This window comes from Bradyrhizobium shewense, assembly GCF_900094605.1.
Classification (GTDB): domain Bacteria; phylum Pseudomonadota; class Alphaproteobacteria; order Rhizobiales; family Xanthobacteraceae; genus Bradyrhizobium; species Bradyrhizobium shewense.
The window spans coordinates 1-14,865 of sequence record NZ_FMAI01000036.1; the positions used below are offsets into that span (position 1 = coordinate 1).

The window sequence follows — 14,865 nt, forward strand, 5'->3', positions numbered from 1 at the left end:
ACCGCATCGAGCTTAAGGGCGACAGCCTGCGTCGTCGGGCCGACGATAGGACAGCAGCGTGACCACCGCGCGCCCGATCGCCCCACCGGCCCACAGGTCCCTCCCGCGCGCGCCGCTGCGCCGCTCCTGGGGGCACTCCGCGCCGCGCGCGGGGCCCTCCCATGGACCGCTGGACCGATCTCCGAACCCTCCCGCCCGTCTTGACCAGGAAGACCATTTCCAGCAGACATAAACACGTCAGTCGTGTTCGCCTCTGCAAGTGATCACCATCGTCTGGAATGAGTGATCGCGATCGCCTGGAACGACTGATCACCATCCGTGGAATACGCACCGATGACGGCAACGGTGGCCGACAACGCGCTGCTGGTTGAGGTGATCGCGGGTGACGATGGTTACAATTCGCGCATCAAGGCACCAAAGATCGATGAATACACGAGGGCCTTAGGAGCGAACATCAAAGGGATGAAGATTCGATCCTCAAGGAAGGCTTAGAGCAGCCGGCCGCGGAGGCTGCGGTCAATGAATGCCTGCGCGACGCAGCAAAGCGCTTCAAGGGCTCGGTGCGAGCATTGAGACAGTCTCGGTTCCGATGCACCCTTTGGAGGCGGCGATCTATAGACGATAAATTGTTTCTGCTACTCGGCGCGTACATCAACAACACCTTTGGTTCCCGGTTTTACGGCAAGGCGTTCAATATCTCCGCCTGGCTGCAGTCTACGACAGGGCCTTGGGAGCTACGACCTCCTGTTCATGCCGACGACGCCGATGTGGGCGACGCCGCTACCGCCGGCCAATGCCAGCACCGGACGCGGTTTGCCGGAGCCCCTCAAAAGCTTCCGTCTAGACTCGCTGCTTCCTTTCTCGACTTAAGCCGCTGTTGGACAGGTCCAGCAGCTGCATCTTTTCTAAGCGTCCAGCGCCATGGTGGCCGAGGCGCCAGCCGGCTGCCCGCCTAGCTATACCGAAAGCGTCCCGTTGCGAAGACGGCTCTCGTTGCAACCGTCAGATGCTGCTAAAGATTCGGCGGTGATGGTGAAAAACTGGACGGGAGCGCCGTTCACCTCGCCCTCGATTAGCCCGAGACGGCGCAACACTGTATCAAGGGAGCGTCGCGCCTGGGTTTCCTGCGCGCCGTCGATGCAGATGTCCATCAAACCAGACCGGAGACACTTTGCAGCGCTGTGAGTAAGCGCGTGTCCGATCCAGAATACCTTGGCGGGATGCGCCTTCAAAGCTGCCGCGATTCCCTCCATTCCAGCGCCCACACTGTACAGTCCCATAACCGAAGCATCGTCGCGCAGCGCTTCTGTCAGCCTCTCTGCCGAAAATAAATTGTCGTCGTGACCGAAAATGACCTGGTGGAAACGGTGATCGCCACTCATGTGCTGCGTCAGATAGTCGGAGAAGCCCCGTATGCGCTCCCTATGTGCCCGGTAGGCTCCGCTGTGGCATATGGCGAGCAAAGTTCCGCTACTCCCTCGCAGCATACGCGACATATAGTAGGCGGCGGTCCTTCCCGCCGCATAGTTGTCGATCCCGATATAGGGCACATCCTCGCCAGCGCTTCCCGTGAGCATCTGTACGACTTCCACGCCCGCCAGGCGGGCTTGGCGGATGCTCTCTGTAATCTCAGGATGATCTGGAGCCAGAACGATGAGACCGGCTCGGCGAAGAGAGGGTTTTGCAATATGTCGGGCGATGCCAGGAATGTCGTCCTCGCGCACGACTGTCCGGTGCACCAAAATAGCCGGGTCCAAGGACGTCGAGATCCGTTGGAAGGCGGCGTTAAGGTCGGCATAAAAAATCCCGGCCTCAGGCTGAACCAGAAGCACCTCTATCCGAATGATGCCGCGGTGAGGCGTCAATCGCCGGCCGCCATATTTCAGCTTCTTTACTGCCTTGATGACCCTTTCTGCAAGTTCGGTCCTCACGCCACCGCGGTCGTTTAGAACCCGCTCGACGGTTGCGGTGCCGACATTCGCCTCACGCGCAATATCTCTGATAGTTGGACCACTCAAATGCCTGCCTCCGGCGTGAATCCTGATCGACACGGAACGGGTATTTGCGGATTAGGCGCACTTAATCTCTCGACTTGGCCTTGTGGACGTAAGGAGCGTTGCCGTCGAAAGTGTAGGCGGTCTTCACCGCGGTAGCGCGTGGCGGCCCTGCTCGCGCGGACCATAGCTTGAGCCTTTACGGCCGCCAAATGGCACGTGGTAGTCCACGCCGGCCGTTGGCAGATTCACCATCACCCTGCCGGCCTCTGCATTGCGCTCGAAGTGGCTCGCGTATTTTAGACTGCTGGTGCAGATGCCTGATGACAAACCGAACGGCGTGTCATTGGCGAGCTCTAGCGCCTCATCATAGTCCTTCGCCCGGATAACACTCGCGACTGGCCCAAAAATCTCCTCGCGCGCCACACGCATCTCATTATTCACTTCCGTGAGCAGCACGGGCGCGAGATAGAATCCGGGCGCCTCGCGCTTCAGCAGCTCGCCACCGGCAACAAGCTTTGCGCCTTCCGCCTGGCCTATGCCGATATACTTTAGGTCCTGTTCGAGTTGGGTCTGGTCGACCACCGGGCCGACATGCGTGCTGGCTTTCAAAGCATCGTCAACGACTAGCCCCCGCATTCTCTCCTGCATGGCGGCCACGAATTGATCGTGGATGCCATCTGTCACAATCAGCCGCGACGCGGCCGTACAGCGCTGCCCGGTGGAGAAGAAGGCGCTATTCACGGCGCATTCCACCGCCAGTTTCAGATCGGCATCATCAAGGACCACCATAAGGTTCTTGCCACCCATATCGAGCTGAAGCTTCTTCATCGGTTCTCGTCGCCGACCTTGGTCACCGGCAGCGAAGTGATGCAAGTCTTTGCGATTTTGCGCCCCGTCGGCAATGAGCCGGTAAAGCAGAGGGCGGAAACCTTCGAGCTGTTCAGCATCGCTTCGCCGACCACCGGGCCACGGCCCGTGACCAGGTTGAATACACCTGCGGGCACTCCTGCGCGGAGGATGATCTCCGAGAGCGCATGAGCCGAACCCGGCACGAGTTCGGCGGGCCTGAACACAACGGTGTTGCCGTAAGCAAATGCTGGCGCGATCTTCCAGGCTTGAATTGCAATCGGAAAGTTCCAAGGAGTGATGAGCCCGACGATGCCGACCCGCTCGCGCGTGATCTCCACATCGACGGACGGCCGTACTGATGGCGGCTTCTCCCCCGTCATCCGAGGCACTCGCCAGCGAAGAATTGAAAGATTGTCCGGCACGCACGACCTCGCCGACGCCTTCGGGCAAGGTCTTGCCTTGCTCGCGGGAGAGCAGGCGGCCCAGGTCGTCCTTTCGAGCGTGGATCTCGTCGCCAATCGCCTTTAGAAGGTCATGCCGCATCTGAATGGTGGAGCGCGACCAAGTCGGAAACACATCGTAAGCAGCGTCAACCCCGCGCCTAGTCTCGGCAACCGAGGCGTGGGCATACTCGCCAACAACATCGTTGGTATTGGACGCGTTGATGTTTGGAGACGCCTCCGCGGCGGAAAGCCATTCGCCAGCAACATAATTCTTTGTCATCGATAAGCTCTGAACTCGATTAAATTCTGCGAGGTGCATAAACTTTCGGCCTCGCACGTCCGCCCGCCGAGTAAGTCACTTCAGGTAGAGTTATTCAGCGTCCCCAGCGGAGGGCCAACGGGTTGAGCCCGCGCGCAAGCTCAATCAGGCCGGCTTTCGTTTTGGGGTGAATTTGCTCCAGCGGATGTCGCACAGCGTCACATCTGATGACGTTGCCTTCCCTCATCACGCTTTTGGCAGCGCGCAGGCCACATTGGCGATTCTCGTAGTTGATCAACGGCAGCACTCTTGCATACGCAGCAGCCGCTTCCGTGCTCCGACCCGCCATGTAATGATCGAAAATCGGACGCAACAAATCGGGACATAGCGCGCTCGACATCGTCCCGGTCGCGCCCGCTTCCAGATCTGCCATCATGGTAATGGCTTCTTCTCCGTCAAACGGACCTGCTATGGCAGCTTCTCCTGCCTCGATCAGATTGCGCAGCTTAGGTGCAGCAAAAGGGACTTCGATCTTGAAATACTGTACAAGCGGCACCTCTTGGGCCAGCCGCACGAGAAAGGGTACTGAGAGTGTTACGCCGCTGAGCGGCGCATCCTGAACCATGAGTGGGATTCTTGCCGCATCGGCAACACGGGCAAAATGCTCGATCATGTGGGCTTCGTCCGCCTTGAGACCCGAGCCGTGGTAAGGCGGCATCAGCATGAGAAGGCTTGCGCCTCGTTCGGCCGCATAGCATGCGCGCTGCACCGCAATACGAGTGCTGAAATGGCTGCATGTCACCATGACCGGCTTGCGGCCAGCTACGTGTGATAGACAAAGGTCAACCAGCAATCTGCGCTCCTCGTCTGACAACAGGAACTGCTCGGAATAGTTGGCCAGGATGCAAATCCCGTCGGCCTTCTGATCGATCATGCAGTCCAAAATGCGCCGTTGCCCCTCAAGGTCGAGATCTCCAGATTCCGTGAATGGCGTTGGCGCGACGGGAAACAGGCCATTATAGAGCGCTCTTGTTTGGACTAGCATGTGTCAGGATCTCTTTCCGGGGATGGGGAGTATAGTGACGAGCAGATGCTGTGGAGCGTATCGATCGGGTATCGCGAATGTTCTGGCTCGAACGTATGTGAGAGCTGGCCTCAGTCTTCCGTCACTATCGGGCCCATCGTTGGGCGCGTGCCGGTCAGCTGCCCTGGTGTTCGCCGGCAGTTCGAAAATTGGCTTGAGATCGGGGCCCGTACATCGACAAGGAGCCTGCGAAGCGTCACGAACCATTGTCGTTCGAGCTATGAGTTTAGTGGCGCGTACATTCCGATTGGCGAGGAGGAGATCAGTCAGGCAACAACATGCGGATGCGCTTTCTATCATTGCCGATCTCTCGCGGGCGCAGTTGATTCTCGAACAATCAACCGCGTTTCGAGCTCCACCCTGGAGTGTATATCCAGCGAATTTTGATCGGCCAAAAAGTAGTTGGCGGCCTCTTCGCCCATCAGACGAGCCGGGACGTCAACCGTCGTAAGCCCGGGAGTGAGATACTCAGCAATATCTAAATTGTCGAAACCGATGATCGACATGTCTTGGGGAACGCATAATCCAGCATCCTTGCAGCCGCGCAATGCTCCGACAGCAAGAACATCGCTCCCGCAAAATATCGCCGTTACATTTCTATTCTGATTGAGAATAAGTCTAGCTGCGGCTCGGCCACGGCTGAACTCGTAAGGTGATTCCACAACGACAATGCGGGAGCGGTCTATTCCGCGACGTTCAGCCATTGCGAGGAAGCCCTCAAGGCGACCAGATGCACGATCATTGTCGCGCGTTACTCCAGCAATGACTGCGAGAGTCTTGTGACCGAGGTCTGCAAGGTAGTTCGCTGCCAAAGCCCCGCCACTGCGATTGTCAAAACCCATGCAGGGAATCGAAGCATCTTCCGAGAGGGCGTAGGTTACGGCAAATCTGACCTTGTGCTCACGCAGCAATTTGAGGGTTTCCTTTCGATGGTGAGAACCCACCAGAATAATGCCGTCGACGCCCTTTTCGATAAGATTACGCACGACGCGAATTTCTCGATCCAGATCGTAACCTGTTGCGGAGTAGACAAGTGACGCGCCGGCCGGCGCTAGCCGGCTCTCCAGGCCTTCAAGCATTCGAGTGAAGATCGCGGCGTCTAATGTCGGAACTATCAAGCCGATCAGTCGGGAGCGCGAGGATCGCAGCGCGCGTGCTGATCCGTTGGGAACGTAGCCGAGCTCATCAACTAGCCGAAGAATGCGTTCTCTCAAGTCGATCGCGACGGTTTCCGGTCGATTCAACACACGCGAAACTGTAGCGATGGAACATCCCGCGCATTTCGCTATCTCGACGACGGTCGGTGATTGCCTGCCTCGGTCAATGTTGGCCATTTTTTCTAAAGCCATGAGCTACTTCCTTCTTCGCTGCCGGCCTGGCAGGCCACGCGCCAAAGGCCTTCTGTGAAATCGTTGTCATCATACACGGAACGATTTGGTTGATCAATTGAGCAAAAAAGGGCACTCAGGCCCCGTTTTTGTGCAGTTTATGCTCTTGGGTAATCTTTTCTCTTGCGTGACGGGGTCTGTTTATGTAAACCTTTTCATAAGATGCCATGCGAAGGTGAGGGCGCAAGCGGTGGCCGCGTTCGGCTGCACGGCAAGGCAGCGAGTGGTCAGGAATAGTGAGCCGGCGGTTTGGCCAGTGGAGAGAGTATGCAAACGAAGAACAGGCGAACGGGCGAGGTGCCAATTATTACGGCTAAGCAAGCCGTATCGCTGATTTCCGACGGTGATTGCGTCTATTTCGGTGGTTCAGCCGGCGTTGCGATCCCCGAGCTCATCATCGAGGCGCTCCGCGACGTTCATTCCGAGCAGGGGTCTCCTAAGAACTTGATGCTGGTTGGTACCGTGGCCATCGGCGATTGGGCTACGACCGGCTTCAACAAATTGGCGACCCCTGGTCTGGTGCGTCGAGTTGTGGCGAGCGGTTTGAATAACTGCCCTGCGCTTGGACGCCGCGCCCTGGCCAATGAAATTGAAGCCTACACCCTCCCTCAGGGAGTTTTGGCGCAGCTCGCTCGCGAAAACGCAGCGGGGCGACCGGGCGTGATTACGAAAGTGGGGCTCCGGACATTCGCCGATCCGCGCATCGGCGGCTGCAGGCAAAGTGAGTGCAGCAAAGAGGATATGGTTGCTGTTGTCGATATCGAAGGGGAAGAGCACCTGCTCTACAAGACCTTCCCGATCCAGGTCGCGATCCTCAGAGGCAGTATTGCAGATGAGAAGGGAAATATCTCGCTCGAGGACGAGGCGTATGTCGGCGAAAGCATGTCGATCGCGGCGGCTGCGCGCCGCTCTGGTGGAATAGTCATCGTCCAGGTCAAGCGGGTAGCTGCATCCAATACGCTAAATCAGCGAGAAGTAAGAATACCGGGGGTTTTGGTCGATTATCTCGTCGTCGATCCCAATCAGCGGCAGACCTATGCGACGGAGTATAGCCCAGCCTATGCTGGTAAAATGCGCGTGCCGGATGGCAAAATCGCCTCGCTGCCGTTCGATGTGAGAAAGGTAATCGCGCGGCGCGCGGCACTTGAGTTGATCGCGGGAGCTACCGTCAACATCGGCTATGGCATCTCGAACGGAATTGCGGTCGTCGCCGCCGAAGAAGGAATATATCGCTCAGTCACACTCACGGCTGAGCAGGGGGTAATCGGCGGCATTCCCGCGCCCGGACAGGATGCCGGCGCCGGTACGAACTACGACATGATAGCGCCGCAACCGGATCAGTTCGATTTCTACGATGGCGGCGGGTTGGACATCGCCTTCCTGTCTTCTGCTGAAGTCGATCGACACGGCAACGTCAATGTGAGCCGCTTTGGCGACAAGATCATAGGACCGGGCGGCTTTATAAACATTAGCCAGGGTGCCCGAAAAGTCGTTTTCTCCGGCACACTTACGGCATCGGGACTGAAGGTGATCCCGGATGATGGCTCTCTCGTCATTGCTGAGGAGGGAACGGTCAAAAAATGGGTGAACGACGTCTACCAAATCACCTTCAGTGGCGCATTTGCAAAGGAGCGCGAGCAAGAGGTCGTATTCATCACCGAACGTGCCGTATTCAAGCTTACGCCGAACGGCCTGATGCTGACCGAAGTCGCGCCAGGCATATCAGTCGAAAACCACGTGCTGCCGAACATTGAATTCGACGTACTCGTGTCGCCCGACCTGAAGCTGATGGACGCCAGGATATTTAAGAATGAGCCGATGAACTTGGCGGCGCGGTTCCACGATGGCGCTGAAGGGGGCGGCTGACGTGAAGTTCGTTTCAAGAGAATACGAGGATAAGGTCGAGCTCCTGGCGATGAACAGGCCAGAGCGACGCAACGCTCTGGGCGAAGACATACTGAAAGATCTGGTCGAATCGGTGGGCAGGGCGGCCAACGATGAAGACGTGAACGTGATATTGCTCGCTGGAAACGGTCCCGGCTTCTCAGCCGGTGCAGACCTTAAAGATTTTTCGGCCGGCAGCATCAACGATACCTTCGACTTGAATCGGCGACTGGGTGCATTTGTGCGCTCTCTGGCTCTTGTCAGAAAGCCTGTGGTCTGCGCTGTCGATGGCTTTGCCTTGGGCGGCGGTTTTATGCTCGCGGCCTCATGCGACGTTGTCGTAACGGCTCGAGTAACGCGCTGGCACTTGCCGGAAGTGTCTCTAGGCTGGTTGCCGGGCTTCGGACTGGACACTTTAGCTGCACGGGTTGGACCGTTTGCGGCTCGCTCCTTGAGCTGGAGCCCGACTGCGATCGATGGCGTGGAGGCTCATCGGTTGGGGCTGGCTGACATTCTGTCGCCTCCAACTGAAACTGCTCGCGAGGCGGCGCTCCGCTACGCCAAAGGCCTAGCGGCTATGCCGCCTCATGCCGTGCTGACCACGAAACAATTTTTCTCCACTTCGGTAACCGCGAGGGCGGAAGTCATGGATGACTTGGCGAACCGTTACTTTGCTCAGGACATCCGTCACGAGACGGCACGAGCAAATATGCAGCGCTTCCTTCCAAAGAAGGCCGCCGGTGCCTAGCCTCGTAAAATAGGCTCTCCACACGGGTTGTTCAAGGAACGATATGAACCACCTCACCCAGTCCCTTATCCTCGTCGAGCGGCCCGACCCGGCCATACTCCTGTTGCGGCTCAATCGCCCAAGGCAAAGAAATGCATTGAGTGCAGCCCTGCTGGGGCAGCTCGCCGATGCGTTTCGTGCGGCTCGTTCCGATGAGTCTGTGCGATCCGTCGTTCTCAGTGGCGATGAACGCGCCTTCTCCGCTGGTGCTGACATCAAGGAGATGCAGCAGCACGGCTTTGCGGCGCTGAGTGATCCCACGCGGCAGGATGCATGGGATGTCATTGCCAGCTTCCCCAAGCCGCTCATTGTGACCGTTCGAGGCGTGGGCGGCGGGCTCGAGCTCGCGATGATCGGAGACATTCTGCTGGTGGCGGAAGACAGCGTGCTCGCTCAGCCGGAAATCACGATCGGGATCATGCCTGGAGACGGCGCTACCCAGCGGTTGACCCGGATTGTTGGCAAGTCCCTGGCCGTGCAGATGGTGTTGACAGGTGAGCCAATCAGCGCGGAGCGGGCAGTGGCTGCGGGACTCGCATCCGAAATACTGCCCGCACCCGAGTTGATCGGATGCGCGCTCGCAATAGCGCGGGTCATCTCGAATCGTGCGCCGATCGCTGCCCGATTAGCCAGGGAATCAATTCAGGCGGCTTTCGAAACCCCACTGTCGGCCGGCTTGGCGATTGAGCTGCGCGCGATCCGGTACGCGTTCACCACCGATGATCAAAAGGAGGGCATGGCTGCCTTCGCCGAAAAGCGGCAACCAGTATTCTCCGGACTTTGACCGGGCACAGAACTCGGATCGTCCGATGAACTAGCGGTCGTCTGCAATGCGGCAACAATCAAAGTGGTGCTGCCGCGCGGAAATGTAAACCTTTTCATCACAGGAATGGAGGAAATGAATGACCACTCTTGCTGAACCCATCGCTTCGGCCAAGCCGCAAACCACGACGCCAGCCACGCCGCATGAAAAGCAAGTTGCCACTAAGAGCATGACCATAGCTTTGGGCGGTGGCGTAGCCCTTGAGTGGTACGACTGGACTGTCTACGGAATGATGGCTTCTTTTCTGTCGCCACTCTTCTTTCCTTCCACTGACCTGACGACGTCCCTGCTCGCCGCACTTGCCGTGTACGGCGCGGGCTTCTTCGCACGACCGATAGGCGCAGCGATACTCGGTCCTATTGCCGATCGCATCAGCCACAAGCGGGTCATGATGATCTCCGTCACCGCGATGGCATTGTGCTCCCTGCTGATTTCCGTCTTGCCTGGTTACAAGGAGCTTGGCGTTGCGGCCGCGGTGATATTGCTGCTCATCCGGCTCATCCAAGGGCTCGCCACCGGCGCTGAAGCGGGTGTCGCCAACGCCATTGCAATCGAACTTGCACCGCCACGCGAGGAGGGGCGATATCTCGGTCTGATCAGTGGCACATTTATCCAACTCGGTGTCTTCGCATCCAGTATGGTTGCCTTTTTCGTGAGCGCGTCGGTGTCTCCCGAGACAATGCACGAATGGGCTTGGCGGCTGCCCTTCGCGGTCGGCGGAGCGCTCGGCCTGCTGATCATCTATTTGCGCAGCAAACTACCGGAGACCTTGATTAAGCACGTCATGCATCGGGACGAACTGTCGCGCACTCAGGAGACCACAGGCGGCGTGTGGAAGACGCTCTGGAGTGTACGGCTTTCGCTGCTCGCCGTCATCTTGGTCGTCGGAGCGGTGCAGATTGCGAACTACGCCTGGAACGCTGGTTTGCCCAACCTGGCGAACGGGGTGTTCAAGGAGAACAGCACCTGGGTGTATGGGATTACGACTCTTATGGGCGTGATCTGGATCGTCACGGCGCCCTTCGTGGGCGCCTTCGCAGACAAGGTCCGACCGTCTCGCGCATTCACGCTACTCCGGCTGCTGCTCGTCGGGTGCTTCTTCCTCACGTTGGTTTATTCCGAGAAGAGCATTTCCACTTTCTTCTTCGTGATGGTGTTCGGAGGTGCGATCGTCGGCTTCAACATGGCTCTCTACAACTTCATCGCAACCACCCTGATGCCGCGCGCGGTGCGTACGACGGGTATCGCTGTCGGGTATGCGCTCGGAGTATCATTGTTTGGCGGGACGTCACCCTATTTGCTGGTGTGGTTGCAGCATGCGCAGATGGCCTGGATATTTCCCGTGTATGGATCTCTGATCGCGGTGCTGAGCGTGGTCGTTTATCATGTCGCAAAGAAGCGCGGTCACGTCTACATCGGGGACTAAATTCAAGGCCTTTAGCTTCACAATTCGGGCTCCGTCTCGGCCTGACAGCTTTCTTCGGAGAAAACATGTCGAGCAACGACTTCTTCGCCGCGCGCGAGCGCATGCTGATGCGCATTGCGCAAACGCGGGATGCTACCGGAGCTGGCCTGCCACATTGGGCCCGCGCCGAGGATGGAAAGTGGACGTTGACGTCGGATGGTGATTGGACCGGCGGAGCCTTCGTCGGCGAACTCTGGCTTGCCCATCTCGCCGATCCGGAGCGCTTCCCGATATCTGACGCGCATGCCGCGCTGGCCCGGATGCTGCCGCGAGCCCAACTCCGGACGGCATTCAAGGGTTTTGGCTTCTACCACGGTGCGGCGCTCGGAAGCATCCTCTTCGGGGATGAAATGGCGCGCGACGCTGCGCTCACCGCAGCTAGGTCGCTGGGGCAGATGTTCGACCCGAGACTGGGCTTAATCCCGCTAGGCCAGGATGCAGAGGAAGCTAATGCTGTCGGTGCAGCCGAAAGCAGTATCGACTCCCTCCAAGCCACCGGCCTGCTTTATTGGGCTGCGGACCGGCTGGGTGACTCTTACCTGGAGGAGGTCGCTAGCTCCCACATGCGGAGGGTATTGGAAATCCATGTGCGAGCCGATAACTCGGTGATCCAATCATCCACACTCGACCCGCAAACCGGTAAAGTGCTGAGAACGCACACGCATAAAGGATACAGCGATGTGAGCACTTGGGGGCGTGCGCAGGGTTGGGCGATGCTCTATACCGCTCATGCGGCAATGGTTCGCCCCAAAGAGCCCTTGTGGCGCGAATATGCGGTGCGCGTGCTCGACTGGTGGATCGACCACGTCCCCACGGACTTGGTTGCGTACTGGGACTTTGATGATCCTGCAATTCCGTGTACCAGCAGGGACACTGCGGCCACTGCTATCGCCGCGGCAGCATCCTTGCGACTTGCGTCCGCACTCGGCTCCACTGGTGGCGCCAAATACCGAGATTTCGCCGAACGCACCGCAACCCAGCTGGTCTCGCGCTACCTGACGCCCACCGGCCCAGGCGATCTGCGTCCGATCGGAATGCTCACCGGAGGATGCTTCACCCGAAAAGCCGTGGCGCGGGACATCGACACAGTGCAAGACGCAGAACTGATATTTGGTAGTTACTTTCTTTTTGAGTGTCTTGTGATTCTCACCGGCCTCATGTCCGTGGGGCGGATTTGAGCCTATGTCGCCCTTGAGCTAACTGGCGCGCGCCGAATCAGTCGCGCGGAACCGGAGGCATGGGAAACGCGCCTGATTTCCATCACGTTCGCGCCCACGGCCTACGCCTCTGGCTCCTCGACGCCTAGGAAGACGCCCCATCCTGGAATTGGTGCAGGTGCCGGTCGCCAAGATGATCTCGGTCATCATCATCGTGACCGCGGCATTCGCCAATTGCTGCTCAAAGCGCCATTGCTGCACTTGGTCTTGCCGGTCACGGGCTACTATTATCCTCAACGAAGTTGTTCGGACCATTGACGCCGACCTGCCGTCGCGGCCTGGAAGGTGCGCTGGCACGAGGGGTTTTCGTTTGCTGCCGTGCTCAGCCTGAAGACACGGACGAGCGGCGTGCGCAAAGCCACTCCAATTTGATGTCAGATCGCAACATCGGCCCGTTACTGGATCACTTGGCGCGTGAGGTCATAGCTTCTTCATCAATCTGGACTGCCTGACTTCGAAGCAATCCGCCTATCAACACGAACAGGACGTGCGGCTGGCAATCATGGGCACGCCCGATCACCTAGCGCCTCATATTTTGACGCGGTTTCGCCGCACCGAGATCGTCGCCTATATCGCCCATCCGCTGCCGGTTCGTGAGCTGCACAAGATCGCCGAGATCGTTGTGGGGCCGGCAGCGCCGCTCGAGACTGACTGTACGCTAAGGACCGTGCTTCGCTCGACGGCGATGAGCGGGGATTTCCCGCCGGTCCTCGATCTCCTCTTCAATGAACAGCAAAATTCCCGATCGGTAACTTTCTGGGCCGCTCAGCCTCGTTTGAGAGAAATGTTCCCGATCGGTAACTTTTGACCTTCCCCTCCGCCGGGACTGGCTCGACAAGTTCCCGTTCGGTAACTTTTCCCTGGACATTTGCTGTTTCAACTCCTAAAGTTCCCGATCGGTAACTTTACGAGAAGAGAGCTATGAACACGCCTCCAAAGCGCACTCCCCGCTCGGGCCGAAACGAGGCTCCTGGCGAGACCGGTGTGGCGCGCCAAGCCGCCGAGTTCGCTGCAGCATTCGGTCGCCTCATCCAGGAAGAACGGAAACGACAGGGCCTCCGGCAGGACGAGCTGGCCATGGTGAGCGGGACAGGAAAGCGCTTCATCGTCGACCTCGAGGCCGGAAAAAGCACCTGTCAGCTCGGGCGCAGCCTGCACGTGGCAAACGTGCTCGGGCTGCGCATCGAGGATGTTCTCAAGGATGCCCAAGCCCGCCGCGCGAACACTTTCCATACACCGGACATTCCCGACAGCGACGAGGAGGAGCCTCATGGACCGTCTTCCGGTCTACTTTGAGACGCGAGAGGTCGGCTGGATCACGGCCGCCGACGAAGCGTCAGTCTTCACCTATGCCGAATCCTGGCGCGGGCTGACGGGCGCGTTTCCTGTGTCGCTCACCATGCCGCTCTCGCGGGCGTCGCACGATGCCTCGGCAATTCTGCCATGGGCGGCAAATCTGCTCCCGGAGGACGCAACCCTCGAGGCCGTAGGTCATATGCTCGGCAAGTCGCCGGCCGATGTCATCGGTCTTCTTGCCGAGATGGGCCGCGACACCGCCGGCGCGCTCTCCGTCGGACAACCTGGCACCGGACTGATCGCGGGCAAATGGCGAGAGATCCCCGACAAGGCCTCGCTCGAGCGCATCCTCAGTGAGCTACCCCACAAGCCCTTCCTTGTCGGCGAAGATGGCGTGTCGATGTCGCTTGCCGGTGTGCAGATGAAGCTCGCCGTCGCTCTAGACGGCGACACGCTGTATATACCGATCGACGGCGCGCCATCGACCCACATCATCAAGCCCGATGGCGAGCGCTTGCCTGGCGCCGTCCAGAACGAGGCATTTTGCCTGACGCTCGCGCGCATGATCGGAATCCCGACGCCGAAGGTGACGACCGGGACGGCAGGCGAACGTAGCTACCTGCTGGTTGAGCGATATGACCGCCGTCATGACGGCAAGCGGTGGCGGCGGCTGCATCAGGAGGACTTCTGCCAAGCCCTGGGCCGGCCGCCAGCTGCCAAGTACCAGAACAACGATAGAGGCCTAAAAGGACCATCATTGGCCGACATGCTCGGCGTGACCCAGCGCCACATGACAGCACAGCAGACCGCCCGCTTCGTCGATCTTGCCATCTTCAACCCGATGGTGTGGAACACGGATTCTCATGCCAAAAATTACTCGCTGATGCTAACGGCTCGAGGCGCCGCCATGGCGTCAGGCTACGACATCGTCTGTGCGGCGCCATATCCGAAGATCACCCACAACATGGCGCAGAAGATCGGCGGGCAGAAGCAGGCTGACCAGCTCGGACGCAACCACTGGGAGCGCTTCGCCATCGACTGCAAGCTCTCTCCAGCGCAGACGATCCGGCGCGTCTCCGAGATTGCTCACGCCGTGGCGCACCATGCAATGGCGGCCAAGGCCGAGGTCGAAGCCATGCCTGCCGGCGGCGATCCCGTCCTGGACACGGTGGTCGAGGCGGTGATTTCGCGCGCACGCGGCTACCTAGAGCGCCTGAAGCAAGCGGAGCCAGCGCCGGAAGGCGCAGCAGCCCATCGCCCTAGGCGAGGAATAGACGCATGACGCGAGAAAGCCGAGCCCGCCTGCCTCACCGCCGGAAAACGTGGCTGCACATCTGCGCTCAAGGCTTCAGGGGGATGTGCCCGACGATCTT

The 14,865-nt window shown here is 59.0% G+C and carries 12 protein-coding genes and 2 pseudogenes; 9 read left to right on the forward strand and 5 right to left on the reverse strand.

The window, feature by feature from the left end; all coding sequences use genetic code 11:
* Positions 1-330 precede the first annotated feature (330 nt).
* A pseudogene (locus GA0061098_RS47555) lies at positions 331-801 on the forward strand (amidase); the annotation flags it as partial.
* A gap of 155 nt (positions 802-956) precedes the next feature.
* On the opposite strand, the gene GA0061098_RS38150 reads toward GA0061098_RS47555, so the two are convergent.
* The 5 genes and pseudogenes from GA0061098_RS38150 to GA0061098_RS38165 form a co-directional block, all read right to left on the reverse strand.
* Complete coding sequence (locus GA0061098_RS38150) at positions 957-2,018, reverse strand: LacI family DNA-binding transcriptional regulator (RefSeq protein ID WP_091966522.1); 1,062 nt, start codon at positions 2,016-2,018, stop codon at positions 957-959.
* Positions 2,019-2,141: 123 nt separating this feature from the next.
* Entirely contained in the window at positions 2,142-2,825 is a 684-nt protein-coding gene (locus GA0061098_RS47560; RefSeq protein WP_430649293.1) for an aldehyde dehydrogenase family protein, read from the reverse strand.
* Positions 2,822-3,608 (reverse strand): annotated as a pseudogene (locus tag GA0061098_RS47565) (aldehyde dehydrogenase family protein). The gene GA0061098_RS47560 and the pseudogene GA0061098_RS47565 overlap by 4 nt, the downstream one beginning before the upstream one ends.
* A gap of 55 nt (positions 3,609-3,663) precedes the next feature.
* On the reverse strand, positions 3,664-4,593 hold the full coding sequence (locus tag GA0061098_RS38160) for a dihydrodipicolinate synthase family protein (RefSeq protein ID WP_091966525.1): 930 nt from the start codon (positions 4,591-4,593) through the stop codon (positions 3,664-3,666).
* A 335-nt stretch (positions 4,594-4,928) separates the two neighbouring features.
* On the reverse strand, positions 4,929-5,981 hold the full coding sequence (locus GA0061098_RS38165; protein ID WP_091966527.1) for a LacI family DNA-binding transcriptional regulator: 1,053 nt from the start codon (positions 5,979-5,981) through the stop codon (positions 4,929-4,931).
* Between the two features lie 306 nt (positions 5,982-6,287).
* On the opposite strand from GA0061098_RS38165, the gene GA0061098_RS38170 reads away from it, so the two are divergent.
* From GA0061098_RS38170 to GA0061098_RS38205, 8 genes are all read left to right on the forward strand, one after another.
* The gene (locus GA0061098_RS38170; protein WP_091966529.1) at positions 6,288-7,886 is read left to right on the forward strand and encodes an acyl CoA:acetate/3-ketoacid CoA transferase; all 1,599 of its coding nucleotides are present in this window, start codon (positions 6,288-6,290) and stop codon (positions 7,884-7,886) included.
* A 1-nt stretch (position 7,887) separates the two neighbouring features.
* Positions 7,888-8,652, forward strand: a complete 765-nt coding sequence (locus GA0061098_RS38175; RefSeq protein WP_245323891.1) for an enoyl-CoA hydratase/isomerase family protein — start codon at positions 7,888-7,890, stop codon at positions 8,650-8,652.
* Positions 8,653-8,695: 43 nt separating this feature from the next.
* Positions 8,696-9,475 carry an enoyl-CoA hydratase-related protein gene (locus GA0061098_RS38180; RefSeq protein WP_091966533.1) on the forward strand — a complete coding sequence of 260 codons (780 nt, stop codon included), beginning with the start codon at positions 8,696-8,698 and terminating at the stop codon, positions 9,473-9,475.
* A 118-nt stretch (positions 9,476-9,593) separates the two neighbouring features.
* Entirely contained in the window at positions 9,594-10,940 is a 1,347-nt protein-coding gene (locus GA0061098_RS38185; RefSeq protein ID WP_091966535.1) for an MFS transporter, read from the forward strand.
* 65 nt (positions 10,941-11,005) lie between these two features.
* Positions 11,006-12,157: a glycoside hydrolase family 88 protein gene (locus GA0061098_RS38190; RefSeq protein WP_091966537.1), complete on the forward strand. Its 1,152-nt coding sequence runs from the start codon at positions 11,006-11,008 to the stop codon at positions 12,155-12,157.
* Between the two features lie 526 nt (positions 12,158-12,683).
* Entirely contained in the window at positions 12,684-13,004 is a 321-nt protein-coding gene (locus tag GA0061098_RS38195) for a hypothetical protein (RefSeq protein ID WP_091966539.1), read from the forward strand.
* Positions 13,005-13,180: 176 nt separating this feature from the next.
* Positions 13,181-13,492 carry a helix-turn-helix domain-containing protein gene (locus GA0061098_RS44325; protein WP_245323892.1) on the forward strand — a complete coding sequence of 104 codons (312 nt, stop codon included), beginning with the start codon at positions 13,181-13,183 and terminating at the stop codon, positions 13,490-13,492.
* Positions 13,398-14,774, forward strand: coding sequence for a type II toxin-antitoxin system HipA family toxin (locus GA0061098_RS38205; protein WP_208610722.1), 1,377 nt, complete (start codon positions 13,398-13,400; stop codon positions 14,772-14,774). The genes GA0061098_RS44325 and GA0061098_RS38205 overlap by 95 nt, the downstream gene beginning before the upstream one ends.
* Positions 14,775-14,865 lie beyond the last annotated feature (91 nt).

What these genes read in the sequence shown, in the direction of transcription:
- GA0061098_RS38185 (WP_091966535.1), top strand. Translation starts at nt 9,594, where the DNA reads ATGACCACTCTTGCTGAACCCATCGCTTCGGCCAAGCCGCAAACCACG.
- GA0061098_RS38180 (WP_091966533.1), top strand. Translation starts at nt 8,696, where the DNA reads ATGAACCACCTCACCCAGTCCCTTATCCTCGTCGAGCGGCCCGACCCG.
- GA0061098_RS38190 (WP_091966537.1), top strand. Translation starts at nt 11,006, where the DNA reads ATGTCGAGCAACGACTTCTTCGCCGCGCGCGAGCGCATGCTGATGCGC.
- GA0061098_RS38205 (WP_208610722.1), top strand. Translation starts at nt 13,398, where the DNA reads ATGCCCAAGCCCGCCGCGCGAACACTTTCCATACACCGGACATTCCCG.
- GA0061098_RS47560 (WP_430649293.1), bottom strand. Translation starts at nt 2,825, where the DNA reads ATGAAGAAGCTTCAGCTCGATATGGGTGGCAAGAACCTTATGGTGGTC.
- GA0061098_RS38165 (WP_091966527.1), bottom strand. Translation starts at nt 5,981, where the DNA reads ATGGCTTTAGAAAAAATGGCCAACATTGACCGAGGCAGGCAATCACCG.
- GA0061098_RS38170 (WP_091966529.1), top strand. Translation starts at nt 6,288, where the DNA reads ATGCAAACGAAGAACAGGCGAACGGGCGAGGTGCCAATTATTACGGCT.
- GA0061098_RS38160 (WP_091966525.1), bottom strand. Translation starts at nt 4,593, where the DNA reads ATGCTAGTCCAAACAAGAGCGCTCTATAATGGCCTGTTTCCCGTCGCG.